At 75.4% G+C, this 24,115-nt stretch carries 21 protein-coding genes; 14 read left to right on the forward strand and 7 right to left on the reverse strand.

The annotated features are described in order from the left end of the window. Positions 1-16 precede the first annotated feature (16 nt). From ABZY31_RS10690 to ABZY31_RS10705, 4 genes are all read left to right on the forward strand, one after another. The gene (locus tag ABZY31_RS10690; protein ID WP_356407347.1) at positions 17-979 is read left to right on the forward strand and encodes an SRPBCC family protein; all 963 of its coding nucleotides are present in this window, start codon (positions 17-19) and stop codon (positions 977-979) included. A gap of 29 nt (positions 980-1,008) precedes the next feature. Then, positions 1,009-2,478: a hypothetical protein gene (locus tag ABZY31_RS10695; protein ID WP_356407350.1), complete on the forward strand. Its 1,470-nt coding sequence runs from the start codon at positions 1,009-1,011 to the stop codon at positions 2,476-2,478. Further along, entirely contained in the window at positions 2,475-3,392 is a 918-nt protein-coding gene (locus tag ABZY31_RS10700; RefSeq protein WP_356407352.1) for a 4'-phosphopantetheinyl transferase superfamily protein, read from the forward strand. The genes ABZY31_RS10695 and ABZY31_RS10700 overlap by 4 nt, the downstream gene beginning before the upstream one ends. A 173-nt stretch (positions 3,393-3,565) precedes the next feature. Beyond that, the gene (locus ABZY31_RS10705) at positions 3,566-5,800 is read left to right on the forward strand and encodes a condensation domain-containing protein (protein ID WP_356407354.1); all 2,235 of its coding nucleotides are present in this window, start codon (positions 3,566-3,568) and stop codon (positions 5,798-5,800) included. A gap of 253 nt (positions 5,801-6,053) precedes the next feature. Here the strand turns inward: ABZY31_RS10705 and ABZY31_RS10710 are convergent, their stop codons facing one another. The 5 genes from ABZY31_RS10710 to ABZY31_RS10730 all read right to left on the reverse strand — a co-directional run bounded on the left by ABZY31_RS10710 (position 6,054) and on the right by ABZY31_RS10730 (position 12,762). Beyond that, the gene (locus ABZY31_RS10710) at positions 6,054-7,304 is read right to left on the reverse strand and encodes an AMP-binding protein (protein WP_356407357.1); all 1,251 of its coding nucleotides are present in this window, start codon (positions 7,302-7,304) and stop codon (positions 6,054-6,056) included. Positions 7,305-7,457: 153 nt separating this feature from the next. Beyond that, positions 7,458-8,279, reverse strand: coding sequence for an AfsR/SARP family transcriptional regulator (locus tag ABZY31_RS10715; RefSeq protein WP_356407360.1), 822 nt, complete (start codon positions 8,277-8,279; stop codon positions 7,458-7,460). Positions 8,280-8,593: 314 nt separating this feature from the next. Next, positions 8,594-9,454 (reverse strand): 4'-phosphopantetheinyl transferase superfamily protein, encoded by an 861-nt coding sequence (locus tag ABZY31_RS10720; RefSeq protein ID WP_356407363.1) that lies wholly within the window; start codon positions 9,452-9,454, stop codon positions 8,594-8,596. Next, on the reverse strand, positions 9,451-11,937 hold the full coding sequence (locus tag ABZY31_RS10725; RefSeq protein ID WP_356407366.1) for a beta-ketoacyl synthase N-terminal-like domain-containing protein: 2,487 nt from the start codon (positions 11,935-11,937) through the stop codon (positions 9,451-9,453). Before ABZY31_RS10725 ends, ABZY31_RS10720 begins: the two co-directional genes overlap by 4 nt. A gap of 99 nt (positions 11,938-12,036) precedes the next feature. Further along, positions 12,037-12,762, reverse strand: coding sequence for an acyl carrier protein (locus ABZY31_RS10730; RefSeq protein ID WP_356407369.1), 726 nt, complete (start codon positions 12,760-12,762; stop codon positions 12,037-12,039). Positions 12,763-12,933: 171 nt separating this feature from the next. On the opposite strand from ABZY31_RS10730, the gene ABZY31_RS10735 reads away from it, so the two are divergent. Next, the gene (locus ABZY31_RS10735) at positions 12,934-13,062 is read left to right on the forward strand and encodes a hypothetical protein (RefSeq protein ID WP_356407372.1); all 129 of its coding nucleotides are present in this window, start codon (positions 12,934-12,936) and stop codon (positions 13,060-13,062) included. Between the two features lie 107 nt (positions 13,063-13,169). Here ABZY31_RS10735 and ABZY31_RS10740 read toward each other — a convergent pair whose 3' ends face one another. Beyond that, on the reverse strand, positions 13,170-13,643 hold the full coding sequence (locus ABZY31_RS10740; protein WP_356407375.1) for a DUF1772 domain-containing protein: 474 nt from the start codon (positions 13,641-13,643) through the stop codon (positions 13,170-13,172). Positions 13,644-13,792: 149 nt separating this feature from the next. On the opposite strand from ABZY31_RS10740, the gene ABZY31_RS10745 reads away from it, so the two are divergent. Next, on the forward strand, positions 13,793-15,061 hold the full coding sequence (locus ABZY31_RS10745; protein WP_356407378.1) for an FAD-dependent monooxygenase: 1,269 nt from the start codon (positions 13,793-13,795) through the stop codon (positions 15,059-15,061). An 87-nt stretch (positions 15,062-15,148) separates the two neighbouring features. Here the strand turns inward: ABZY31_RS10745 and ABZY31_RS10750 are convergent, their stop codons facing one another. Then, positions 15,149-15,718, reverse strand: coding sequence for a helix-turn-helix domain-containing protein (locus tag ABZY31_RS10750; protein WP_356407380.1), 570 nt, complete (start codon positions 15,716-15,718; stop codon positions 15,149-15,151). 172 nt (positions 15,719-15,890) lie between these two features. Here ABZY31_RS10750 and fabD point away from each other — a divergent pair, with 172 nt between their 5' ends. From fabD to ABZY31_RS10790, 8 genes are all read left to right on the forward strand, one after another. Further along, positions 15,891-16,859, forward strand: a complete 969-nt coding sequence (fabD, locus tag ABZY31_RS10755; RefSeq protein ID WP_356407383.1) for an ACP S-malonyltransferase — start codon at positions 15,891-15,893, stop codon at positions 16,857-16,859. 78 nt (positions 16,860-16,937) lie between these two features. Next, complete coding sequence (locus ABZY31_RS10760) at positions 16,938-17,363, forward strand: acyl carrier protein (protein WP_356407386.1); 426 nt, start codon at positions 16,938-16,940, stop codon at positions 17,361-17,363. A 112-nt stretch (positions 17,364-17,475) separates the two neighbouring features. Next, the gene (locus ABZY31_RS10765; protein ID WP_356407388.1) at positions 17,476-18,243 is read left to right on the forward strand and encodes a 3-oxoacyl-ACP reductase family protein; all 768 of its coding nucleotides are present in this window, start codon (positions 17,476-17,478) and stop codon (positions 18,241-18,243) included. Between the two features lie 40 nt (positions 18,244-18,283). Beyond that, positions 18,284-18,736 carry a 3-hydroxylacyl-ACP dehydratase gene (locus tag ABZY31_RS10770; protein ID WP_356407390.1) on the forward strand — a complete coding sequence of 151 codons (453 nt, stop codon included), beginning with the start codon at positions 18,284-18,286 and terminating at the stop codon, positions 18,734-18,736. Further along, positions 18,733-20,028, forward strand: a complete 1,296-nt coding sequence (locus ABZY31_RS10775) for a beta-ketoacyl-[acyl-carrier-protein] synthase family protein (protein ID WP_356407393.1) — start codon at positions 18,733-18,735, stop codon at positions 20,026-20,028. The genes ABZY31_RS10770 and ABZY31_RS10775 overlap by 4 nt, the downstream gene beginning before the upstream one ends. Next, positions 20,025-20,438, forward strand: coding sequence for a hydroxymyristoyl-ACP dehydratase (locus ABZY31_RS10780; RefSeq protein WP_356407396.1), 414 nt, complete (start codon positions 20,025-20,027; stop codon positions 20,436-20,438). The genes ABZY31_RS10775 and ABZY31_RS10780 overlap by 4 nt, the downstream gene beginning before the upstream one ends. Next, complete coding sequence (locus tag ABZY31_RS10785; RefSeq protein WP_356407399.1) at positions 20,435-21,724, forward strand: beta-ketoacyl-[acyl-carrier-protein] synthase family protein; 1,290 nt, start codon at positions 20,435-20,437, stop codon at positions 21,722-21,724. The genes ABZY31_RS10780 and ABZY31_RS10785 overlap by 4 nt, the downstream gene beginning before the upstream one ends. Before the next feature lie 26 nt (positions 21,725-21,750). Continuing rightward, entirely contained in the window at positions 21,751-24,114 is a 2,364-nt protein-coding gene (locus ABZY31_RS10790; protein WP_356407402.1) for a beta-ketoacyl-[acyl-carrier-protein] synthase family protein, read from the forward strand. Position 24,115: the final 1 nt, after the last annotated feature.

Genomic DNA, 24,115 nt, shown 5'->3' on the forward strand with positions numbered 1-24,115 from the left:
GGTGAAAGGGGCATTCATGTCGTCGCAGCGTGTGCACGCGAGCGAGCGGACGGCGTGGGTGGCCGCTCCGGCCGGCGTGGTCTACGGCCTGCTGGCCGACGCCGTGCGCTGGCCCCTCCTGCTGCCCTCCCCCGTGCACGTCGAGCGGATGGACTTCGACGGCGAGCGCGAACGGCTGCGGCTCTGGGACGTCGCCGACGACCGCGTCCGGTCCTTCCACGTCCGGCGCGTGCTGCGGCCCCACGCCCGCGCGGTCGACTTCGAGCAGGAGGACACCGCCCGCCTCGGCGTGCCCGTGTCCGGCACCTGGACGGTCGAACCGAAGGGCGAGACGCGGTCGCTGGTGACCCTGAGCCAGCGCCGCACCCTCGTGGGCCTGCCCGCCGCCGAGAGCGAGCGCAGCCACCGGGAATGGGACGCGGAACTGGACGCACAGCTCGCGCGGCTCAAGCAGTGCGCCGAACGCTGGGAGCGGCTGGACCAGCTGCTGTTCTCCTTCGAGGACAGCGTCCACGTCCGCGGCTCCTCCGAGCTGGTCTACGACTTCCTCTACCGGATCGGGGACTGGAGCGAATCCGTCCCGCACGTGGAGTGGTCCAGCGTCATCGAGGACGTGCCGGGAGTGCAGGTCGCCGTTCTGGACAGCTGCGCCGCACCCGGCGGGCGGACGGTCTCCACGCGGGCGGTGCGGCTGTGCTTCCCCTCGGCCGCCCGGATCGTCCACAAGGAGCTGGTCACCCCCGAACCGATCGCCGCGCTCAGCGGCGAATGGTCCCTGGTACCGGACGAGGACGGGGTCCGCGTGGTCTGCGCGCAGCAGGTGATGCTCGACGAGGAGGCCGTCGGCCGGGTGCTGGGCGAGGGGACGAGCCTCGCCGAGGCCCGCCGCCACGTGCGCGCCTGGCTGGGGCGGGCGAGCGAAGAGGTGCTGGAGCTGGCCGCGTGGCACGCCCGGAGCGCCGTACGCAGGCTGCGATGACGACCTCACCGACGACAAGGAGCAGTCCGATGGCCCCCACCCGGTCCGCCGAGGCGGTGACCGAGGCGGTGACCGAGCCGGTGACCGAGGCGCCGGTGACCGAGGAGCCCGTGACCGGGCCGGCCGGTGCTCGGCTCGCCGAACGCCCGCACCGCCGAAGGTACTTCGCGCTCGCGCACCCCTACGCCGCCCTCGCGCCCACCGTGGACGTGGCGCTGCGCGCGGTGCGGCTGGAGGCGCTGCTCTCCGACCCTTACGACGAGGAGAACCCGTACGGGTTCCACGGCCTGCGCGCGGGTGTCCGCGGCCGGGACGGGGCGCAGCACGCCGCGGTGGAGGCCGCGGCGCGGGCCGAGCGCCTGCCGGCGGCGCACGGCGGGCGCTTCACCGCGGCCGACGACCTCGCGCGGGTGCTGCGCCCGCTGTTCCGCCGGGACCTGGCGCTCGGCCACGCGCACGGCGCGCGGGCCCTGGCCGCCGCCGCCCTGGAACGGGAGGAGCCGGTGCCCGCGGGGGCCGCGGAGTTCGCCGCGCTGCTGGGTCCGGCGGCGCTGACCGCCGCCACGGGCACGGTGCTGCGCGCGGCGGCGCGGCTGGTCTCCGAAGGAGGCCGGCGCGATCCGGCGGTGCGGCAGTGGCGCGGCCCGCTGGCCGCGGCCTTCGCCGATCTGCTGGCCTGCGAGAGCCTGGTGGCGGTGGGGCTGCGGGCGAGCGCGCTGCCCGGCGGCGGCGGGCGGGCCGTGCGCGCGGCCGCCGGCTACGCGACGGCGCTGGTGGTGGGCGGGGTACTGGACGAGCTGGACCTCGTACTCGGTGAATGCGGCCGGCCGGCCGGGTCCCTGGAGCGGCGGCTGGTGGCCGCACTGGCCGCGGACCTCCCCCGGGCCGGGCTCGGGCCGGCGGACGTGGCCGCCCACCAGGGCGACCTCGTACGGGAACTGCCCGCGCTGGCCCGTGCCTTCGAGCGGCGGGCGGACACCACGGGCGCCGCGCTGTTGCGGCTCGGCGAGGCCATGCCCGCCCGCAGCGTGCCCCCGGCGCCCGGCAGCGACGACACCCTGGTCGGCGCGCTCACCGGCGCCGCGGCCCGGCTCTCCACCGCCGTCGCGGGCGGCGGGGCGGTGACGGCGGCGCTGGCACGGGTGGCGGGCCGGCTGGTGAGCGAGCAGCGCGCGCTGCACGGACCGTGCCTGGCGGCCGCGCACGCGGGCCACGCCGATCCGGCGGTGCGGGCGCTGGCCGACCGGCAGGCCATGCTGCTCCTGGCGGCCGCCGTGCTCGGCGTGCAGGGAGCGGCCGCCGGGCGGGGCCTGTTCCTGGGCGGCGAACACTGGTCGCTGCTCGCCGCCACCCGGATCGCCGCGCGCCTGGGCATCGCCCCGGGCGGCCCGGGCGGTCCCGCGGACATCGAGGCGCAGCAGCGGGTGTGGGCGGAACTCGACGCCCGGGACCGGCTCGGCGTCGACTGCGACCTCTACGCGACCCGGGTGCTGTGGTGAGCGCCGTGACGCCGGCTGGCGGACCGGGCCCGCTGCCGCTCGCGGTCGCCGGGCCGGACGGGCCGTGGGACGAGCTGGGCGACCGGCTCGACGACGACGGCCGGGCGGTCGTCTGCACCACCTGGGGCCAGTGGCTGACGGCCGCGCTGCTCGATCCGGGACTGCGGCCGCTGCTCGGGCACGACTGGCCGCGCTACCGGCAGGGGCCGACCGCCGTCGGGCGGATGCGCTTCGCGGTCTCCCGGCTGGTCGTGAAGTACACCGCCGCGAGCGCGCTGAACGTACCCGTGGGCAGCCTCGACCTCGGCTACCGGCCCGGCGGGCGGCCCGTCCTGCGCGGGCTCGGCGGCGAGCTGGAAGTGAGCCTGGCGCACACCGACGAGCTGATCGTGGTCGGGGTGAGCCGGACCGGGCCGATCGGGGTGGACGCGGAACCCGCGGACCGGGACGTCTCCTTCGAGCTGCTGCGCGAGCACGTGTGCACCCCGGCTGAGGACGCGGAACTGGCCGCCCTGCCCGAAGAGGAGCGCCGGATCCGGCTGCTGCGGATGTGGACGCTGAAGGAGGCGTACACCAAGGCGCTCGGGCACGGGATGCGGCGGAGCTTCGCCGGCTTCGGGTTCCGGTACGAGCCGGGGCGCGGCGGCGGGGCGGGTACGCGGCCGGTGCTGGCCGACGGGCCGGCCGGGGACGCGGGCGGCCCGTCGGGCGGGGACGGGAACTGGAGCTTCGCCACGCACCTCGTCCAGGACCGCTACCTGGTCAGCGAGGCGCACCGGCGGGTGCCGGCCGCCCCGGCGGCGCGGGCACCGCAGGCGCCGCCGCCGGTCGACACCGGTTCGGGCGGCGGTGCAGGTCCGCTTGAGGAAAGGGTCCCCGAACCGCTGGGCCCACTACGCTTTTTGGACCGGTAACCTCCGGCCGGGGCCAAGGGAAGGCGTACGCCGTGAAGGCAAGGGAACTCGCCGAAGCACAGCCCGCGCACCGTCCGTGGGTCGGGGGCCGTCGTGCCGGTCGGGTCGGATAGCCCGGGTCTCCCCCCGCTCCCGGTGGCGGCCGGGGGAAAGCCGGGACAGGGATGACCGGCGTGCCGGGCCCCGCGGGGCCGCCGCCGGTCCTCGTCGTGGTGCGCGAGGCGGGTCGGGCGGAGCCCGGCGCCCCGCTCGTCTTCGGCGTGCACGGGCTGCGCGACGACGCGGACGCCGAACTGTTCGCCGCGCGGATCGCCGGGCGGCACCGGGAGTTCCGGGTCACGCTGGAGTGCCACGGGCCGGGGCGGCACACGCTGCGCCTGGCGCCGAGTGGGGGCGCGGGTACGGGCGCTGCCGCGGGTACGGGTACGGACGCGGACGGCGGCGTGGGAGCCGGTACGGGCGGGGATGCCGGTGGTGGGCCGGGGGCCGAGCTGCTCGCCGATCTGCTCGGGCCGCACCCGGGGCCGGGGGAACCGCTCGCCCTGGCCGACTACCAGCGGGACCTGCTCCGGGAGTCGGTCACCCGGCAGGGCGAGCCCGACCCCCACATCGAGCAGCTGTACTGGAACTGGTCGGGCCCCCTGGAGCGGGCGCGCTTCGCCGCGTCCTGGCAGTCGGTGGCCGACCGGGAGGCGGTGCTGCGGGCCGCCTTCGACTGGACGGCGGTGGCCCGGCTCGTGCTGCACCCGCGCGCCGACGTCGACATCGTCCACCGGGCCCGCGGGGAGAGCGGCTGGCCCGAACTCCTCGCCGCGGACCGGCTGCACGGCTTCGCCCTGGACCGGCCGCCGCTGCTGCGGCTCACCCTGCTGCACGGGCGGCCGGGGGAGCCCGTACGGGTCCTGCTGACCTACCACCGGGCGCTGCTCGACGAGCGCGGCGTCCACCTCCTGCTGCGCGAGTTCTACCGCGCCTACCTGGCCGGCGGGGTGCTGCCCGGCGGGGAGCGCCGCCCGGACCTGCGCGACCACGCCCGCTGGCTGGCCCGGCAGAGCGCCGAGGGCGCGCGCGAACTGTGGACGCGGACCGGACCCCCGCGCCACGCGGCCACCGCGGTGGGCCGCCGGGGCGCCGAGACCCGGCAGAGCGGTGTGGGACGGCTGCGCGGGCGGCTGGCCGAGCCCTACAGCTCGGGGCTGCGGTCCTGGGCGGCGGCCCGGGGCGCCGGGGAGAGCAGCGCGCTGCACGTGGTGTGGGCGCTGCTGCTCTACCGGGCGGCGGGGGCCGCGGGGCCGCGGCGGGTGAGCTTCGGGGTGCAGCTCGGGCCCCGGGACATCGCGCTGCCCGGGGCGGCGGGGATCCCCGGGGTGCTCGGGCATCCGCTGCCGATGACGGTGCGGGTGGATCCGGCGGCGCCGCTGGCCGAGCTGCTCCAGCAGGTGCGGGACGCGCTGCTGGACCTGGCGGCGTACCCGTGGGTGTCCGGCGACCGGATCCGGGCGTGGATCGGGCGCGGCGAGGGCGAACGGCTCACCGACACCGTCGTCTCCTTCGACCACCGGCCCGAACTGCCGCCGGGCGTACGGGCGGAGCTGGAGGCGCAGGGGATCGGCGTGGACGAGCCGCGTGCCGCGGGTGGCGGGACCAGCCTGCCGATCGCGCTGAGCGCGCGGCACGAGCGGGGCGGGGGGCTGGCCCTCAGCGCGGTGTACGACCGGGCGCGGCTGGCCGACGAGGAAGCGGCGGCGGCGCTCGGGCAGTGCGTGGGTCTGCTGCGGGCGCTGGCTCGGATGCCGTCTCCGGATCGGGATCCGGGGACGACGGTGGGGCAGGCGCTGGCGCTGCTGGCCCACGTCGAGGTCCCGGCGGTGGCTCCGCGTCCGGCGTTGCCGCGGCGGGGCGGCGTGCGGGTCCTGCGGGCGGGCGGGGCGTCGGCCGATGTGATCTGCCTGGTGGTGGTGCCGGGGGTGGTGGCGGAGGTGGGTGAGCGGTTCCTGCGGGAGTACCGGGGGGTGGAGAGGGTGGTGGAGGTGCGGATGCCGGTGGGGGTGGCGGGGGAGGCTCCGGGGGCTGGTGTGGCTGGGGTGCCGCCTGAGCTGGTGGGTGTACTCGGCCCCGGGCGGCGGGTGTTCCTGTGCGGGTGTGGTCCCGGGGCGGGGGTGGCGCTGGGGCTGGGGGAGGTGCTGGCCGGGGGGCCGGTGCGGGATCTGGCGGTGACGGTGGTGATGACGGGGGTTGCGGGGGCGGAGGGGACGGCCGGGGCGCTTGCGCTTGTGCTGGGGGCGGGGTCCGGTTCCGCTCCGGCTCCGGCTCCGGGTTCCGCTCCGGGTTCCGCTCCGGGTTCGGCTCCGGATTCGGCTCCGGATTCGGCTCCGGCTCCGGGTTCGGCTTCCGCGCCGAGTCGGTAGCTGGTGGGGGTGCGGGTACGGGTGCGGGCCGTTTCTCGGCCTGTTCCCTCCGGGGGCGCCTCAAACGCCGGCGGGGCTGACTTTGGTGGGTGTCTGCGGGTGGGGGGGCCTCCGGCGGCGCCTCAAGCGCCGGCGGGGCTGGATGTGGCGAGGGCTGGGTTTTGGGTGCTGGGTGTAGCGGGGCTGGGGTTGACCGGGCCCTCCGGGCGTAGGCGCCGTGTGCCCGGGTTTGTCCGGCCTGGGGGCGCGTCGGTCAGGGGTGGGGGGATGAGGGGCTGGGGCGGTTTATTACGTACAGGCTGCCGTCCTCGTCCAGGTAGCCTGCGTCGCCCGTGGGGAGCCAGCCGTCCGGGGCGTGGCCGGGGGTCAGTTGGGGGCCGCGGATCTCGACCTCGCCCGTCGACCACACCGGTACCGGCTGCCGGCCCGCTGGGGTCACCACTCGGCACTCGGTGCCCGGCAGGGGGACGCCGACCGCGCCCAGGTCCGGGCGGGAGCCCGGGGTCTGGTGGTGCGAGAGGGTGCAGACCTCGCTCAGGCCGTACCCCTGGAGGACCGGCGCGCCCAGCACGTCGCGCAGCCGTCGCGCGGTCGCCGGTTCCAGCGGCGTGCCGCCGCAGAGCACCGCGCGCAGGTGCGGGCCGGGCAGGTCCGGGTGGCCGGGGGCGAAGCGCCGGTCGCCGGCCAGCCGGGCCAGCCTGCTCGCGAGGCCGTGGTAGTGGCTCGCGCCCACCCGGGCGGCCAGTGCGATCCCGGCCCAGGGCGCCGGGTCCTGGCACAGCACCTGCCGGGCGCCCGCGTGCACGGCGGCGTCGAGGTGGGCGGGGTGGTAGTGCGGCAGGTGGTTCAGGGTGACCGAAGCGGCGTCCAGGCCCTGCGCGATGGCGGTCTGGGCCGCGCCCGCGATGAGGTTGCGGTGGCTGAAGGGGACCGCCCGCAGCGCGCCGCCTGCCGGCCCGGCGTGCGGGGTGAACTGCCAGCAGGCCACGGCGTCCACGTCGACCGGCGGCCCGGTCCGCACGGGGGTGTCCGGTACCCCGGCCAGCGCCGTGGAGAGGGCGAGCGCCGGGCCGGGGGCCGCCTCGCCGGCGGCGTCCGTCACCACGATCGTCCGCAGCCGCGGCAGCCGTCCCGCCGGCTCGACCAGCAGCTCGGCGAGCGCGGTGGGCACGAAGGCGAGTTCGGCCCCGGTGGTGGTGAGGATCTCGTGCAGGGCGGCCGGACCGGCCGCCGGGTCGACCAGGGCCAGCGGACGGCCGCCGCGGATCGTGCCGTAGTAGACGGCCGGGAACACCGCGTCCAGGCTCGCGGCGGCCGCGACCACGGTGCCGGGCCGGGGGGCGAGACGACGTACGGCGTGCGCGATCCGGTCCGCCTCCCGGTCGAGCGCGGCGAAGGTGAGGGTGGTGCGGGTGGTGGTGACGGCCGGTGCGTCACCGGCGCGTGCGGCGGCCCGCCGCAGCAGGTCGTCGAGCGGGTTCTCCAGGTACCTCAGGATGGGCACGTGCGACCTCCAGACTCCGGACGGCACTCCAGGCGGCGGTCCGGTGATGACCCATCACTGTCCGCGCCGCGGCTGGACCGGGGCTGGAGAGGCCTTCGAGAGGGTGGCCGCCTCTGGTGGGCGGACACCCCCTGTGGCTCCGGGGCGGCGCTCTCAGGCCGCGAAGAGGTCGAAGGTGGAGGTGTGCCGGGGCCCGGCGAAGACGTCGAGCTGCGGGTCCACGGACAGCATCGCCTGGTGCAGGCGCTGCAACTGCGGGGAGGGCTCCACGCCCAGGTCCTCGATCAGCCGCATGCGCAGCCTGCGGTACACCTCCAGGGCCGAGGCCTGCCGGCCCGAGCGGTAGAGCGCGACCATCACCTGGGAGTGCAGTCCCTCGTGCTGGGGGTGGCGCGCGGTCAGTTCGGTCAGTTCGGCGATCAGTTCGGCGTGCCTGCCGAGGCGCAGGTCCGCGTCGATCCGCCGTTCCACGGTGACGAGCCGGCTCTCCTCCAGGCGCATCACCTCGATGTCGAGGATCGGCCCGACGCGCACGTCGACCAGGGCCGGTCCGCGCCACAGGTCCAGCGCGGCCTTGAAGCGGGCCGCCGAGACCTGGCTGTCGCCCGTCTCGAAGGCCGCCTGGCCCTCGCGGATCAGGCGCTCGTAATCGTGTACGTCGACGCTCTCTTCCGGGATCTGCAGCAAGTAGCCGCCGTGCCGGGTCGCCAGGACCTCCTTGGCACCGCCGGGCGCGTCGGGTCCCATCGCCGTGCCGAGGCGTCTGCGCAACTGGAGGATGTACGTCTGCAAGGTGGTCAGCGCGCTCTGCGGCGGCTGCGTCCCCCAGATCTCCTCCATGAGGGTGGGAACCGGCATGACGCGCCCCGGATAGAGCGCGAGCAGCGACAGAACCTGCCGTGGTTTACCCGCGGTCGGAACGATGGATCCCCCGTTGACCTCGGCACTCAACGGACCCAGAACCTGAATCCTCACGGTCTCCTCCGTACTCGTCGAGTTCCTTGTCTTTTCCATCCGGTAGGCAGAAATCTGCCCCCGCTCCAGGCACGCTAGCGGGGGCCACAGGTCTTTCTCTATTTCCTGTAGTGGTCCTTGAGCGCCTTTCCATGGCAGGGGATCGGGAAAGGTGAGGATTCGGCCGCATTCGGCCTTTTTGCAGGTCAGCCCGGGCTGGATACTGCTGTTGGAGGATCTTCAGGGGGAAAGTGATGGCTGATATAGATCAACTTTCCGGGGTGCGAGAGGATCCGCGAATGTTTCCAAATTATCGGCAAAGGATTCGAGGGGTGTTACGCGGGAACGGATGCCGGGATTCCGCCGACGGGCTCCGGGAGCGGGAAAGTCTGCGGGGCGCTGCGGCTCCAGGGGAAGCCGTGGTTGAGCTGGATCACCGCGTCCTGCCCCGGGCCGGCGGGTACCGCGACGGCGACCAGCACACCGGGGACCGGCTCCAGCTCGATGAACCACCAGGGGCGGGCCGTGTCGTCCTCGGGCGGGGCGAAGGCGCGCACGCCGCGCTCGTCGTCCATCGTGAACACGAAGCTGTCGAAGGGCAGTCCGAGCCCCAGGCCGCGGGCCTTGGAGTACGCCTCCTTCAGCGTCCACACGCGCAGCGCGCGCCGGTCGCGTTCGCGCCCCGGCGGTAGTGCGTCGACCCAGTCGCGCTCCTCGGGCGCGAAGGTGCGCACGATGGTGGTGATGGCCTGGGCGTCCCGGTCGTCCATCCGCTCCACGTCCACGCCGATGCGCTGGTGGCGCACGATGCCGAGCAGGTTGTAGCCGCCCGCGTGGGAGAGGTTGAAGTCCAGCTGGGCGCCGTCGCGCGGCAGGGCGTCGGGGGAGGGCCGCAGGAAGGGACGCCCGCGGGCGGAGCGCCAGATGACCAGCTCGGCCTCGGCCAGGCCGGCCTCCAGGGACAGGGCGCGGCGCACCAGGGTGTGCGCGATGAGGTATTGGCTGCGGTCCCGCTCGAAGAGGAACTTCCCCGCGGTCTTGTGCTCGTGGGCGTCCAGCCAGTGCCCGGCCAGCAGGCCCGCGAGGGCCGGGCTGACCTCGTCGTTGGGGCACAGCCACAGGGTGACCGCCTCGGCGGTGGGCCCCTGGGCGGCGGCCGCCTCGACCAGCTGCTGCCGGTTCGTGCCGCCGCTCACCGCAGGCCTCCCCGCGCGGCGCCGCCGGTATACGAAGCGGTGGTGAACCAGTGGGGGCGGGGGCGGGCCGCGGTCGGCGGCAGGTCGCGGACGGGGCGCGCGCCGGGCGCGGGGGCCTCGTCGGCGACCAGGACGTCGACCCCGGCCAGCCACAGCCGGGCCAGCTGTTCGAGCCGGGCGCCCCGCCAGAGGGCCTGGACGTAGTCCCGGGTCTCGTCCAGCGCGCCCAGCAGCAGCGGGTCGCGGGCGCCCGCGGCGCGCAGGTCGGCGCTGCGGACGGTGGGTGCGGACGGGGGGCCGCCCGCTTCCGGGCGGGCGCCCTCTTCCGGGAGGCCGCTCGCCGCGGCGAAGGCGGCCAGGGCCGCGGCGAGGCCGGGCACGTCGGTGGCGACGACGGCGAGCCGGCAGTCCATCGGGGCCCGGCCGGTGCGCAGTTCGCCCGCCACTGCGTCGAGGCCGCAGACCGCGCCGCGGGCCGCGCCGGCGGGGGAGGTCAGCCACTGGGCGAGGTCCCCGGCGGTGGCGCCGAGGTGCGCCGGGGTGGGCGCCGACAGCAGGACGAGCCGGGGGTCGGGTGCGGGGTCCGCGGTCCGGGGGGCCGGGGCGGGGTCGGGTGCGGGGGCCTGCTCCAGGAGCAGGACGGCCTGCGGTGCGCCGTCCTCGTGTACGCCGACCAGGGCGCGGCGGGGCGGGCCGGCGGGCCAGGGGGCGGGCTGGGCGCGGCCGCCGCTGCCTCCGGCGGGGGGTGGGGTCGGGAGCAGGGTGGCGTGGCGGAGCTGGAGGACCGCGCGGGCCAGTGCGGCGGCGCCGGTGGCGGCCCCTGCGCGGCCGACGGAGGCCGCCGCGGTGCGGGCGTCCTCCGTCACGGCGACGTCGGCGGCGGGGACCCGGGCGGTGGCCAGGGCGCGCTGGACGAGGCGCTCCCCCAGCGGGGCGGCCGGGCCGCCGCCCGGGTGGCCGACCGCGCTGGACAGGATCACGGCCTGGACCCGGTCGCCGTCGGCGCGGGCGGCGGACAGCGGTTTGAGGAGCACCGCCACCACGCCCTCGCCGTCGCCGGGGCCCAGCCGACCGGGATGCAGGCGCAGTTCGGCCGCGCCGACCAGGGCGGCCGCGCATTCGCCCGCGCGCAGGGCGGCGAGGGCGTGGTGCACGGCGGTGAGGAAGGAGGAGGCGCCGGTGTCCACGTTCTGGCTCGGCCCGCGCAGGTCCAGCAGCCGGGAGAGCCGGCCGGCCGGGTCGCCGTGCGACGTCCCGCCGGGGGCCAGTAGGGAGTAGTCGTGGGAGGTGACGGCGGTGTACACGCCGACGCTGCGGGCCGGGGTCGCGCCGTCGGGGGACCCGAGGGCGTCCAGCCGGGCCCCGGCGCACCCGGCGCCCTCCAGCACCTGCCGGGCCCGCTCCAGCAGCAGCCGCTCCTGCGGGTCCAGCCGGGCCGCGGTGGCGGGATCGACGCCGAAGAGGTCGGGGTCGAAGCGGTCGACTCCGTCGAGGAAGTGCCCGAGGGGGGCGGTGGCCCCCCGGGCCGGGTCCTGGTCCGGGGTCGGGTCCTGACCCGGGGTCGTGTCCGCGGGGGTGGCTGCGCCCGGGGTGGCCAGGGTCGGGTCCTGACCCGGGGTCGGGTCCTGGTCCGGGGCCCAGGCGGCCACCGCTCGTTCTGCTGCCGGGGCTTCGGTAGGACCGTTTGCCGCCGTGGCGGGGTGGGGCGCGGGGCCGGTGGCTCCGGCCGGGTCAGGCGCGGTCCGGCCGGAGGGCCCGGGTGTGCGGGCCGGGGTGGGGTCCGTGCCGGTGGCTGCGCCCGGGGTGGGGTACGGGTGCTGATCCGTGCCCGGGACCGCGGCCAGGCGCGGGGGGCTCGTGGCCGTCACCCCGCCCGTTGCGGCCAGGGTCGCGCTCGCGACGGGCGGGCCGGGGCGGGGTGCGGGGCGGCCTGCGGCCGCGGGCTCCGGGGTCCGGGCCGGGAGCCCGGGCGCACCGGGGGCCCCCGGCGCACCCGGAGCCGCCGGGGCCGGCGCGGTCCGTGCGGCGGGGACCGCGCCGCGCGCCGGGGTTTCGGCGCGGCCCGTGCCCTCGGCCTCGCTCCAGGCGGGGCCCGTGCCCTCTGCCCGGCGCCAGGCCGGGTCGGTGCCCTCGGCCGGATCCGCGCCTTCGGCCGGAACAGCAGCGGCCTGGCGCCGAGCCGGACCCGTGGCCTCGGCGGCTCCCGTGCCCTCGGCGGCGCCCGCGCCCTCCGCCGGGGCGGGGCCCCGGTGCGGGGGGTGGGTCGGGGGTGGGGTGGGGGTCAGCGTGCGGTGCCAGAACGCGGTCAGGTCGGGGGCGCCGGGGAAGTGGCCCTGGAGGGCGATGACCGCGCACGGTTCGGGGACGCTGGGGCGGGGCTGCGGGGAGCGGGCGGCACTCTGGCCGCCCGTCAGCAGCGCCACCGCGCGTCGCCGCTCCAGGGTGCCGCTCTTGAACCGCGTCAGGATTTCCCGGTCTTCCATCTCCTGGCGTGCCTTTCGTCTGCGGCCTGGGGAGTGTGCGTGCGGTCGTTCCGGGGCGTGCGGAAGCCGCCGCCCCCTGCCCCCGGGCGCCCGGCGGGGTCAGCGTGCGGCCAGGAGGGCCGCCGCCTCGTCGATGCTGAGCACGTCGTCCCGTACCGCGTCCAGCAGTGCTTCCAGGTCGAGGCCCGGGCCCTGGGCGGCGGGGGGTACGGGCGCGGCGGGCGCCGGGGCGGGCGCGGGGGTGCCGCTCACGCGGGAGGTGACGTAGGCCGCCATCGCCGCGAGGTCGGGGTGTTCGTAGAGCAGCGCCGTCTGTTCGGTCAGGTCCCAGGTCCGGTTGATGCCCGCGACGAACTCCGCCGCCAGGATGGAGTCCAGGCCGAGCATCGTGAACGGGGTCCCCGGGTCGATGTCCTCGGGCGCGCAGCGCAGGATCCGGGCGAGCTGGTCGCGCAGTACGCCGGTCAGGGCGGCGGGGTCGGCGGTCACGGCGACCGCGGCCGGGCGCCGTACGGGCCGCAGCGGGGCCCAGGCCGTCATGGGCGCGGCCGGCGCCGGGGCGGCCGGGGCGTGCAGGAGCCCGGCGATGTGCCGGGCGAGGGCCGCCGGGGTCCGGTGCTCGTACAGCGCTTCGGCCGCGAGCCGGATGCCGTAGCGGGCGCCGAGCGCGCCGAGGAACTGCGTGCCCAGCAGGGAGTCGACCCCCAGGAAGCCGAAGGGCCGCTCGGCGTCGACGGCGTGCACCTCGGCGCCGGTCATCCCCGCGAGCACCGCGGTGAGTTCGGCGAGCACGTCGGCGGCGGGAGTGTGCGGGGCGGTGGTCATGATGGGCGTCTCCCCGTGTCGGATCCCGGTCCCAGGGTACTTTTCCGCAATTTCCTGGAGGGGCCCTGGAATTGCGCTGGGGCGGGCGGAAAGCGCCTTGACGCGGCCGGACGGCCTGGGGAATCTCAAAGGGGTATTCGTGCGTGTTCCGCGTCTGAAGGAGACATCATCGTGGCGAGCAAGAAGAAGAATGTGACGGGTTCCGAGTCGGAAGTGGTCCCGGGCGCCGCCGGCGAGATCACCGAGGCCGGCGACGAGAGCACGGACGCGGACGTCCTCGGCAACATCGCCCTCCAGTAGGAGCGCCGGCACGGCGAAGGCGAAGGGGGCCCACCCGCCGGTGGGCCCCCTTCGCCGTGCCGTTCGCGTGCCCCCGTACCGGGCCGGTACGCGCCGCGGAGCGGATCTCAGGTGGTGGAGAGGACCACGCACATCGCGCCGAGGGCCACCGCCTGGAGCAGGACGCGGACGTTGATGACGCTGTCCCAGGTGCGCTGGAGGCCGCGGGCGTCGGGGGCCACCTTGCACTCCAGGGCGGCGCTGGTGAGCGCCTTGTTCACGGGCACGCTCACCTTGTTGTAGATGGCGAGCCAGATCACCAGGGCCAGCGCCGAGACGCCGGCGGCGATGGACGCCACGGGCTTGCCCTCGAAGCCGGCCAGCCCCGCGGTGGCCACCGTGGACACCAGGCCGGTGACGCCGGGGACGACCATCCGGGCGTCCCCGAAGCGGTGGGTCTGGCCCATGACGCTGGTGAGGGTCGCGTCGTCGACGTGGGCGAGGGCCGGGCGCTGGACGAGTGCGCCGAAGACGTCGGTGCCGTAGACCACCGCGTTGGCCATGGTGGCGATCACGGCCAGCGTTTGCAGGAGGACTTCCATCACAACCACCTTTGTAGCGACGCTAGATGTTCTGCCGAGACTATCAAGTTCGACGCTTGGAATGCTAGCGTTGACAACTCCACTAGTCCGCCAGGGAGTTCACGACCGGTCCCGGACCGGTCCGGGCAGCCACGAGGAGAGCACACAAGATGGCCATAGGACATGCCCGTCGCATACTCATCGCCGGCGGAGGGATCGGCGGCCTCGCCGCGGCCCTCGCCCTCCAGCAGCGCGGTTTCGAGCCCCTCGTCCTGGAGCGGGCCGAGGAACTGCGCGACGGCGGGGCCGGTCTGCACATCTGGACCAACGGCGTCCTCGCGCTGGACTACCTCGGCGTGGCCGAGGAGGTCCTGGCGATCGCCCCCGCCCAGGAGACCGCCCACTTCAGCACCTGGCGCGGCGAGGTCCTCGGCGCCTGGCCCGTGGGCGACTTCGTCGCCCGCTACGGCGCGCCCACCATCGCCGTCGAGCGCTCCGTCCTGCACGGCATCCTGCGCGACGCCCTCCACGGCGACGTGGTGCGCACCGGCGCCCACGTGGTCGGCTTCGACCAGGACAGCGAGGGGGTCACCGTCCGCTTCGCCGACGGCACCACCGAGCGCGGCGACCTGCTGATCGGCGCCGACGGCATCCACGGAGCGGTCCGGGACGCCATGTTCGGCCCCGCCCACAACCGCTACAGCGGCTACATCGCCTGGCGCGGCCGGGCACCGATGGAGCACGCCGACATCCCCCCGGGCACCTTCAACGCCATGTTCGGGCCGGGCACCCGCTTCACCTACTACGACGTCGCCCCGGGCCTCGTCCACTGGATGAGCGTCGCCAACGGCGCGCCCGGCGGACGCGACCTGCCCGGCGTGCGGGACATGCTGCTGCGCCGCCACGCGGGCTGGGGCGGACCGGTCGCGGACATCCTGAAGGCCACCCCCGAGGAGTGGATCCTGCGCGGTGACGTCGAGGGCCGCAAGCCCGAACGCGAGTGGGGCCGGGGCCGCGTCACCCTCCTCGGCGACGCCGCGCACCCCATCACCTTCAACATCGGACAGGGCGCCTGCCAGGCCCTGGAGGACGCCCTCGTGCTGACCGAGCACCTCGCCGCGGGCGGCGACCCGGTCGAGGCGCTGCGCCGCTACGAGAGCGAGCGCCGGGAGCGCACCGCGCCGTTGCAGAACATCGCCTGGCGGATCGGCAAGATGGGCGCCGTGACGAACCCGCTGCTGATCAAGGTGCGGGAAGCGTTCATGCGCAAGAACTGGAACACGAAGGCCTTCGCCGCGGCGGAGCAGGGCCAGGTCGCCTACGGGTCCCGCTGGGCCCGGCAGAGCGGGCGCTACCGGATCCCCGCCACCCCGGAGCGGACCCCGGCCCCCGCCCGGGACCGGACCCCGGCGGCCAGTTCCGCCCCCGGCGCCGAGTAGGCCCGTAGCGCGCGACAGACCGTCGTACGACCGCACGCCGTACGGCCGTACGCACCGCCGAGCCCGGGTGGGCGGCCCCGCGCCGCGTCACCCGGGCAGCGCGCGCACCGCCGGACCGTCCGCCGGCAGCCGGGTCCACAGCGGGTGGCCGGCCGGGAAGCCCATGCAGACCAGCACGTTGACCAGCATGCCGTGCGCCATGAACCGGGCCGTCCCGTCCGGGTCCGCGCCCAGCGCGGCCCGGACCGTGTCCCACACCGCCAGCCACTCGGCCCGGACCGCCTCGCCGAAGGCGGGGTCGCCCGCGGCCTCCGCGGCCGCCACCGCGACGTACACCTGCATCTGGAGCCGGAGCCGGTCGGGCTCCTCGACGATGACCCGGGTGTAGGCGTTCGCCATCGCGCGCAGCGCCTCCTGCCCGGTCAGGCCCCGCGCGGCCGCCGCAAACAGGGCCGCCGTGTCGGCGACGCAGCGCGTCGCCGCCGCGAGGAAGAGCGCCCGCTTGCCGGGGAAGAGCCGGAACAGGTACGGCTGGGACACCCCCGCGCGCCGGGCGATGGCCTCGGTCGAGGTGCCGGCGTACCCGCCCCGGGCGAATTCGAGCATCGCCGCCCGCACCACGCTCGTGCGCCGCTCCTGTGCGCTCATCCTCACCATGCCGGCCAGTTTGTGGCGGTGCGCATTTCCCCGTCAATGGCGGGACCTTCGGCGGCAGTCGAGGTCAATTCGAGGAATGCGCCAGAACAGAGTGCCAGATTCACAGAGTCGAAAACCGGTCGCCGACGGCTCGATGACCTATCGGCCACAAGTCAGTGAGGTAGGAACGGGGATGATCGACAACCTATTCACGATGTTTCCCGGACAGGGCTCGCAGCGCGCGGGCATGGCGGGGCATCTCCTTCGCGAACACCCCCGCACGGCCGGACGCGTCCTGGCCCGGGCAGAGGAGGCGACGGGCCTCCCGCTGACCGAGCTGTGCACCACGGCTCCCGAGGAGGCGCTGGCACCGACCGAGATCGCCCAGCCCGCCATCGTCGCCACCAGCCTCGCCGTGTACGAGATCCTGCGCGCCGAGACCGGCTTCGTACCGGGCGCGGTCGCCGGGCACAGCCTGGGCGAGTACACGGCCCTGATCGCGGCCGGAGTGCTGGACGCGGACGACGCGCTGCGGTTGGTGCGCGTCCGCGGGCAGCTCATGGCCGGGGTCTCGCGGAGGGTCTCCGGCGCGATGACCGCGCTGCTGGGCCTGGACCCGGCGCGGATCGAGGAGGTCTGCGCGGCGGCCGCCCCGCTCGGGGTGGTCGAGGTCGCCAACTACAACGAGGCCGGCCAGACGGTGATCTCCGGGCAGAGCGCGGCGGTCGCCGAGGCGGCCCGGCTCGCCCTGGAGGCCGGCGCGGAGCGCGCCGTGCCGCTCAAGGTCTCCGCCCCCTTCCACTGCTCCCTGATGGGCGCCATCGAGGACGAGTTCGCCGAGGCGCTGGAGCGGGCCACGTTCCACGCGCCCCGGGTGCCCGTCGTCAGCTCGGTGACCGCCGGCCTCGTCCGCGACGGGGCGCACGCCCGCGACCTGCTGCGCCGCCAGCTGGCCGGCCCCGTGCGCTGGGTCGGCGTCCTGGAGGCGGCGTCCGCGCTCGGCGCGGGCGGTTACCTGGAGGCCGGTCCCGGCCGGGTGCTCAGCGGCTTCGCGGGCCGCGTCGCGCCCGACGCGCCCGTCCGCAGCACCAACGACGCGCGGCGCATCACCACCCTGCTCCGCGACCTGAGGCCGGAGCCCGCCACGGCGGCCGCTGCCTGAGCCGCGGCCCGACCCGTACGCCTTCCCACCCCAGCCCTGACAACCCGCCTTGCCCACCCTCTTGAAAGGCAGCCCACGGTGCCCGAAACCCTTGCCACCATCTCGACCGACTACCTCTCCGCGGTCCAGGCCGCCATCGCCGACGCGCTCGGCATCGACGAGGCCGAGGCCGTGCCCGAGGCGACCCTGCTCGGTCAGCTGGGCGCCGAGTCGATCGACCTGCTCGACATCCTCTTCCGCGTGGAGCGCGCCACCAAGGTGAAGATCACCGTGGCCGACATCGCCAACCTGCTCCAGGGCGGCATCCCGGACGAGGAGTTCGGCGACGAGAACGAGGTCGTCAACGACACCGGTCTGACCCACCTGGAGAAGGTCCTGCCGCAGTTCGACCGCAGCCAGCTCAGCGAGCCGCTGACGGCCGAGGGCGTACTGGGCCTGTTCACCGTCCAGAACCTGACCGACCTGCTGACCGAGCGCGCCCGCGCGGCGGCCGCCGCCGCGTAGCGCAGAGACCGGCGGGGGCTCCGGGTCGACGGTGCCCCGGAGCCCCCCGCCGCTCCCTCCCCCCACCAGAGACCCAGGCCGCCCGCCTCGCAGCAGAAACGGGAAGAGACAGATGAAGCTGAAGGACCGCACCGCCCTGGTCACCGGTGCCTCGCGCGGCATCGGCAAGGCCATCGCCCTGGCCCTGGCCGAACAGGGGGCGGCCGTCGCAGTCAACTACCGCTCGCGCCAGGAGGAAGCCCTGGCGGTGGTCGGGGAGATCGAGGCGGCGGGCGGCCGGGCCGTGGCGATCGGCGCCGACGTCTCCGACCCCGAGGACGCGGCCCGCCTGGTCGCCGAGGCCGTCGAGCGGCTCGGCGCCCTGGACATCCTGGTCAACAACGCGGGCATCAGCGACGACGGGCTGATCTACCAGTCGAAGCCCGACGCCTGGTGGAACGTCATGAAGGTCAACTTCGGCGGCGCCTACCACTGCACCCACGCCGTCAGCGAGCTGTTCATGACGACGGGCAACGCCACCATCGTCAACATCTCCTCCGCCATGGGCGAGACCGGCTGGATCGGCCAGTCCAACTACTCCGCCTCCAAGGGCGCGCTGAACTCCTTCACCCGCGCCGCCGCCATCGAGTTCGCCCGCTTCGGCGTCCGCGTCAACGCGGTCCTGGCGGGCTTCACCCCGACCGAACTGGTGGGCGAGGTGATGGAGAAGGACGGCGGCAGGTCCATCAAGAAGCAGATCCCGCTGCGCCGCTTCGCCACCGTCGAGGAGGTCGCCGCGGCCGCCGTCTTCCTGGCGGGCCCCGACTCCGGCTACACCACCGGCGAACTGCTCTGCGTCGACGGCGGGTTCTCCGCCCAGCTCGGCATCGGCCGTCCGTGACGGACCGCGAGGATCGAAAGGACCGGAAGAAGAGACGACGATGCGATTCCATCTGATCGACAGGATCGAATCCTGGACACCCCGCGAGCACATCACCGCTCGCAAGGTCACCTCCGTCGACGAGGACTACTGGCAGCACACCGGCGGCGGTCCCGCGATGCCCTTCGGGCTCGCCCTCGAAGCCCTGTGCCAGTCGGCCACCTGGCTGATCATGCTCAGCACCGACCACCGGCTGCGCGCCGCGCTCCTCGCCGTCGGCGAGGCCACCGCGAGCCGCGCGATACGGCCCGGTGAGGTGCTCCGCATGGAGGCCAGGATCGAATCGATGACCGACGAGGCCGCGATCCTCGACGGCACGGTCACCGTGGACGGCGAGACCGTCCTGGACGCGAGCGGCATCCTGTGCGCGCTCATCGACGCCGAGCGGCTCGACGACCCGGCGAACACGGCGCGCATGGCGCGACAGCTACAGGGCGGAGGGCCGGTGGGATGAGCGGTACGAGCCAGACCAAGCGCGTGGCCATCACGGGCATCGGGGCGGTCACCCCCCTCGGCAACGACGCCGGGACCACCTGGGAGGGACTCGCCACCGGGCGCAGCGGCATCGGCCCGCTGACCACCTTCGACGCCACCGGGTTCCCCGTACGGATCGCGGCCGAGGTCAAGGACTTCAACGCGGCCAAGGCCATCCCGGCGCACGTGGGCCGCAAGCACCTCTCGCGGGTCGGCCAGTTCGGCGTCGCCGCCGCCTGGGAGGCGGTCCGCGACGCGGGCATCGACCAGGTGTCCGAGGAGGTGTACCCGGCCGACGAGCGCGGGGTCGCCATGGGCGCCAGCGTCGGCCGCCCCGAACTCCAGGCCCTCCTCGACATCGGCCACCTGCGGGCCACCAGCGGAGCGCCGGACGCCTTCATCTGCCAGCCCCCGGCGGTCACCCTGACCGACGACCAGAACGTCCCGCTGGCCGCCATGGCCCGGATGGTCGGCGGCACCGGCCCGATGATGGGCATCAGCACCGCCTGCGCCGGATCCGGGCACGCCATCGGGGAGGCGTACCGCGCCATCCAGGAGGGCGACGCCAAGATGATGGTCGCGGGCGGCTACGACTCGCTGACCACCTGGCTCGACCTGCTCGGCTTCAGCCTGCTGGGCGCGCTCACCGACCGCTACAACGACGACCCGACGCACGCCTCGCGGCCCTTCGCCGCGGACCGCTCCGGCTTCGTCATCGGCGAGGGCGCCGTCGCCGTGGTCCTGGAGGACCTGGACAGCGCCCGCGCGCGCGGCGCCACCGTGCTCGCCGAGATCATCGGCTACGCCTCCACCCTCAACGCGTGGCGGATCACCGACTCCCCGCCGGACGGTTCCGGCGCCATCCAGGCGATGGAGGGCGCCCTCGCCGAATCGGGACTGGGCACCGGCGGCATCGACTACGTCGTCGCGCACGGCACCAGCACCCACGGCAACGACCAGTCCGAGACGGTCGCCATCAAGAAGGTGTTCGGCGCCGACGCGGGCCGCATCGTGGTCAGCGCCCCCAAGTCGATGTCCGGGCACCTGACCTCGGCCAGCCTGGGCCTCGGCGTCCTCGCCGCGGTCAACGCGATGCGGCACTCCCTGGTGTCGCCCACGGTCAACCTCGACGAGCCCGACCGCGGCCTCGACCTGGACTACGTACCGCACACCGCGCGCCCCATGCCGGTGGGCGCGGCCCTGATCAACGCCTTCGCCTTCGGCGGCAGCAACACCGCCCTCGTCATCACGGCCCCGCGGGAGGACGCGTGACCACCTCGCTCGCCACCCCCGTCGTCCCGGGCTTCGACCGGCTGGAGGAACTGGTGCCCGGCGAGCGGGGCGTCGGCGTCCGCAACGTGCCGGCCACCCTGCCCGCCTTCGACCACCACTTCCCCCGCCACCCGATCCTGCCGGGCGTCCTGCTCCTGGAGTCCATGGCCACCCTCGCCAAGGCGGTCGCGGGCGGCGCCGCCGACTGGCGCCTGGGCGGTGTGCGCGGGGTGCGCTTCAAGCACTTCGTGGGACCCGGCGACCAGGTCCGGATCACCGTCGAGGTGATCGGCCGCACCGAGCACAGCACCGATGTCAGGGCCACCGCCGAGGTCGAGGGCCGTGTGGTCGCCGCCGCTCGCGTCCTCACCCTCGTGAGCGCCGAGAAGCCCTGGGAGGGCACAGCATGAGCGACAACAGGCGGCGCGTGATGGTGACCGGCATCGGCCTTATGACCGGGATCGGCCAGGGCGCCGCACCGACCTGGGAGGCCCTGTTGGAGGGCCGCAGCGGCATCGGCCCGCTGCGCGCCTACGACCCGGCCCCGCTGAAGACCGGCATCGGCGCCGAGATCCCCGACTTCCGGCCCACCGACTGGGCCAGCCGCCGCACCCTGCGCATGCTGTGCCGCGGCGACCAGCTCGCCCTCGCGGGCGCCACCCTGGCGCTGCGGGACGCGGGCCTCGACGGCGAGAAGGACCTCGGGCACCGGGCCGGCCTCTTCCTGGGCAGCAACAAGGAAATGCCGCGCATGGACGAGCTGATCACCCAGCTCCAGGCCGTGCGCGCCGAGGACGGCACCCCCGACCTGTACAAGCTGGGCCAGGAAGCCTCCTCGGTGGTCGCCCCGCTCTTCTTCGTCGAGGGCCTCCAGCCCGCCGCCGGTTTCCACATCTCCGAGAAGTACGGGATCCGCGGCGCCAACGCCTACTTCGCCGGGACCGCCGACTCCGGCGCCATGGCCATCGGCCGGGCGATGCGCACCGTGCGCCGCGGCGAGGCCGACATCGTCGTCGCCGGCGGCTACGACGACGCCACCGGCTGGTGGGCGATGTCCAAGATGGACGGCCTCGGCGTCCTGACCACCCGTCCCGAACTCGGCGACCAGGCCTTCCGCCCCTTCGACCGGGACCGCTCCGGCTCCGTCTTCGGCGAGGGCGCCGCCCTGCTCGTCCTGGAAGAGCGCGAGCACGCGCTCGCCCGCGGCGCCCACTGCTACGCCGAGGTCACCGGCTTCGGCGCGGGCAACGACTGCGTACGGCCGCCCAGTCCGCAGGCCCGGGCGCGCGGCCTGTCCCGCGCCATCGGCCGCGCCCTGACCGACGCGGGCGGCATCTTCCCCGACGGCAGCTACATCGCGGCGCACGGCTGCGCCACCGTCCAGGGCGACGCCAGCGAGACCATCGCCCTGCACGACGCGCTCGGTACGTCCGCCAAGGCGGCGCAGATCAGCAGCGTCAAACCGCAGACCGGGCACCTGGTCGGCGGCGCCGGGGCGCTGAACGCGGCCGTGGCCGCACTGAGCCTGGACTCCGGGATCATCCCGGCGACCAGGAACCTGGACCACCCGGCCGCCGAGTGTGACCTGGACTACGTCCCGCTCACCCCGCGCGACACCCGGCCCGACAGCGCACTCGCCCTCGCCCGCGGCCTGGAAGGCCAGGCGGTGGCGGTGGCGCTGAGGCGGGTCTCATGACCGGCACACCCGAAAGGAGCGCGGACATGACGGACGACGTCTACGACCACACCACCCCGCAGGACGGCCCGGGCCGCACCCGCACCGTGGTCATCTGCGGAGTCGGCGCCGTGACCGCACAGGGCGACGGCGCCGAGGCGCTGTGGGAGGGCATCCGCACCGGACACACGGCCATCGGCCCGGTCCGCGGCATGCCCATGGAGGGCTACGACACCGAGATCGGCGGCGAGGTCCTGACCGACCGCCGCCCCGCCTACGACTACCTGGCCGCCTTCGGCGGGCAGGTCCGCGAACCGGCCGCCGACTTCGCGCTGCTCGCGGCGGAGGAGGCCATGGAGCAGGCGGGCCTGGGCGCGCTGCCCGCCGACCGCTGGGGCGTCGCCTTCGGCTCCTGCAACGGCGGCCTGCGCAGCGCCGAGCTGCTCGCCCGCAGAGCGATGGACGACACCGCCCCCGAGGACGACGGCCGGCACTACCTGCTGGTTCCGCCGCAGGCCATAGCCGAGGCGCTCAGCGGCGCCTTCGGCCTCAAGGGCCCCTCCCTGTCCGTGAACACGGCCTGCGCCTCCGGCGCCCACGCCATCGCCCACGCCACCGAGGCGATCGCCGCGGGCCGCGCCGACGCCATGCTGGTCGGCGGCTCCGACGCCTTCACCGAGACCGCGTTCGCCGGCTTCACCAGCCTGCAGTCCCTGTCCACCAAGCCCGCCGCGCCCTACTCCCGGGACCGCGACGGCCTCTCGCTCGGCGAGGGCGCGGGCATGCTCGTGCTGGCCGAGGAGTCCGTGGCGCGCGCCGCGGGTGCCCCGATCCTGGCCGAGGTGCTCGGCTACGGGCTCTCCGCCGACGGCTATCACGCCACCGCCCCGCACCCCAAGGGCGAGGGCGCCGCGCGCGCGATCCGCGGCGCGCTGGCCTCCGCGGGCATCGCGCCCGAGGACGTCGCCTACATCAACGGGCACGGCACCGGCACCCCGAAGAACGACTCCGCCGAGTCCAACGCGGTCCGCGCGGCCTTCGGCGAGGCCGCCGAGAAGACCGCGCTCAGCAGCTCCAAGTCGATGATCGGCCACCTCCTCGGCGCCGCGGGGGCGGTCGAGGCCATCGTCACCGTCAAGGCCCTGGTCGAGCAGATCGCGCCGCCCACCGCCAACTTCACCGGCGTCGACCCCAAGTGCGGCCTGGACGCGGTGCCCGACCCCGGGCGCTCGCTGGCCATGAACGCCGCGCTGTCCAACAACTTCGCCTTCGCCGGGGCCAACGCCTGCGTCGCCTTCGGCTGGCCCTCCGGCCACCGCTTCACCGTCCCGGCCCCGCCCGCCGCCGAGAAGATCGTCATCACCGGCTTCGCGGCGATCACTTCCGCCGGGGACGGCCCCGACGCGCTGTGGCGGGCCTGGAGCGAGGGCGTCCCGCTGGGCGTGGACGAGGGCGGACTGAACGTCGCCCGCGCCGACTTCGACCCGCACGCCTACATCGACCGCCGCGTCGCCCGCCGCATGGACCGGCTCGGCCAGCTCGCCGTGGCCTCCTGCCAGGGCGCCCTGGACCACGCGGGACTGACCGCCGACGAGCGCGTCGGCGTGGTCCTGGGCACCGGGCTCGGCCCGATGCGCAGCATCGAGGAGTTCCTGCTCCCGGTGCTGGGCGGCTGCCCCTCGCACGGCAGCCCGGCCGTCTTCCCCAACACCGTCTTCAACGCGGCCGCGGGCCAGGTCGCCATGAACGTCGGCGCCAAGGGCCCCACCTCCACCGTGACCACCGGGCACGCGGCCGGGGCCTCCGCCCTGACCGTCGCCCACGACCTGCTGCTCGGCCACCGCGCCGACGCGGTCCTGTGCTCCGCGGTCGAGGACCTCTCGCCGGGCGTCCTGGACGCCTACCGCAAGCTGCCGCTGTTCGCCGGATCCGGGTACACCCTGGCCGAGGCGGGCATCGCGCTCGTGCTGGAGCGGGAGTCCACCGCGCGGGCCCGCGGCGCGAAGGTGCTCGCCGAGTTCGCCGGCCACGGCACCGCCTCGGACGCCCAGGGCATCGGCCGCTGGGACGAGGACGGTGAGGGCGTGGAACGGGCCATGCGCGAGGCGCTCGCCCACGCCGGGGTGGAGCCCGGCGAGCTGGCCGGGATCTGGGCCAACGCGGCCGGACTGGAGCGGGCCGACGCCCCCGAGACGCTGGCCACCGGCCGCCTCGCCGCGGCGGGCGGAGCGCCCGTGCACAGCCCCAAGCGCGTCCTGGGCGAGCCGGTCGGCGCGGGCGCGCAGCTGGCCGCCCTGCTCGCCGTCACCGGCTGGGACAACGGTCTGCGCAGCGGGCCGGTGCTCATCAACAGCTCCTCCCTCGGCGGTACCCACATCAGCCTCGTCCTGCGTCCCGCAACGGAGAACTGAC

It is taken from the genome of Streptomyces sp. NPDC006529, assembly GCF_040611795.1.
Classification (GTDB): domain Bacteria; phylum Actinomycetota; class Actinomycetes; order Streptomycetales; family Streptomycetaceae; genus Streptomyces.